Source organism: Corallococcus sp. CA049B (assembly GCF_003611685.1).
Lineage (GTDB): Bacteria > Myxococcota > Myxococcia > Myxococcales > Myxococcaceae > Corallococcus > Corallococcus coralloides.
Window position 1 is genome coordinate 1 of the sequence record NZ_RAWC01000434.1, and the last position, 1706, is coordinate 1706.

The following is a 1706-nucleotide window of genomic DNA, read 5'->3' on the forward strand; positions in this document are numbered from 1 at the left end:
GCTTCGGGGAAGCGGTCCACGAGTGGCTGCTGGGTGACGAGCACCTGGGCCGCGCTGTCCTCCAGCATGAAGGCCAGGCGCTCGCGGGGCAGGAGCGGATCCACCGGCACCCAGGCACCACCGGCCTTCAGGATGCCGAGCAGGCCGATGACGATGTCGAGGGAACGCTCGACGCTGAGGGCGACGCGGACCTCCGGGCCCACGCCACGACGGCGCAGCGCATGCGCAAGCTGATTGGCGCGCGCGTCCAGTTGCGCATACGTCAGCTGCGTCCCTTCGAAGACAGCGGCCACCGACTCCGGAGCGCGGCGCATCTGCTCCTCGAAGAGCGAATGCATGCACGCTTCTGGGAACGGCGCGCGCGTGGCGTTCCACTCCACCAGCATTTCGCGCCGCTCGACGGCGGTCAGCAGCGGCAATCGGGCGACTGCCTCGTTCGGCTGCGCGACGGCCTCCTGGAGGAGTACGCGGAGGTGCTCGGCCATGCGAGCGGCGGTGGAGGGGGTGAAGAGGTCGGTGGTGTATTCGAGGTAGCCCTTGAGGCCCGCGTCCGTCTCCAGCACCTGGAGGGTGAGGTCGAACTTGGCGGAGAAGGTGTCGAGCTCCAGGGCCTCCAGCTTGACGCCTTCGACGGTGGCGGCGCCGCGGAAGGAGGCCTGGTAGGTGAGCATCACCTGGAAGAAGGGCGTACGCCCCGGGATGCGCTCCGGCTTCAACTCCTCCACGAGCCTCTCGATGGGGAGCTCCTGGTGCTCCTGGGCCCCGAGCACCGTCTCCCGCACCTGACGCAGCAGCGTGCGGAAGGACGCCGTGCCCGTCACGCGGGTGCGCAGCACCTGGGCGTTGACGAAGAGGCCGATGAGGCCCTCCACCTCGCCGCGCGTGCGGCCGGCCATGGGAGAGCCGACGGTGACGTCCTCCTGGCCGGAGTAGCGGGCCATCAGCACCTGCCAGCCCGTCAGCAGCGCCATGTAGAGCGAGGCGCCCTCCTGCTGCGCCACGGCCTTCAGCGCGTCCGTCAACTCGCGAGGCAGCAGCACGTCATGCCGGGCGCCTCGGCCATCGCGGTTGGCGGGGCGGGGGAAGTCGGTGGGCAGCTCCAGCGCGGAGGGCACTCCGGCCAGCTGGCGCTTCCAGTAGTCGAGCTGCTTCTCCAGCCGGGGGCCCTGCATCCACTCGCGCTGCCAGACACCGAAGTCCGCGTACTGGATGCCCAGCGGCGGCAGGGGCGCGGCCTGTCCTCGCGCGAAGGCTCCGTAGAGGAGCGCCACCTCGCGGACCAGCAGCGTCATGGACCAGCCGTCGGAGATGATGTGGTGCACCACCACGACGAGCAGGTGCTCTCCCGGCGCCGACGTCAGCAACAGCGCGCGCAGCAGCGGGCCCTTCGCGAGGTCGAAGGGCTGGGCCGCGGCTTCACGCGCCAGACGCCAGGCCTCTTCCGGCGCTGAGCCCGTGAGGCCCTTGCGCTCCAGGGTGAGCACCGGCTCCGGAGACACCACCTGCACGGGGCCCGAAGCGTCCTCGCGGAAGGTGGTGCGGAGCACCTCGTGACGGCGGACGACTTCGCGCAGCGCTCGCTCCAGCACGGCCACGTCGAGTGCGCCCTCCAGGCGCACCGCCATGGGGACGTTGAAGAGCGAGGTGCCGGGCTGAAGCTGATCAATGAACCAGAGGCGCTGCTGGGCGAAGGAGAGGGGCAGGGG

The 1706-nt window shown here is 70.6% G+C and carries 1 protein-coding gene; it reads right to left on the reverse strand.

Annotated features, from left to right (window positions below):
- Positions 1 to 1706, reverse strand: a 1706-nt coding sequence (locus D7W82_RS39510) for a condensation domain-containing protein (protein WP_147439782.1), incomplete at both ends; no start/stop codon positions are given.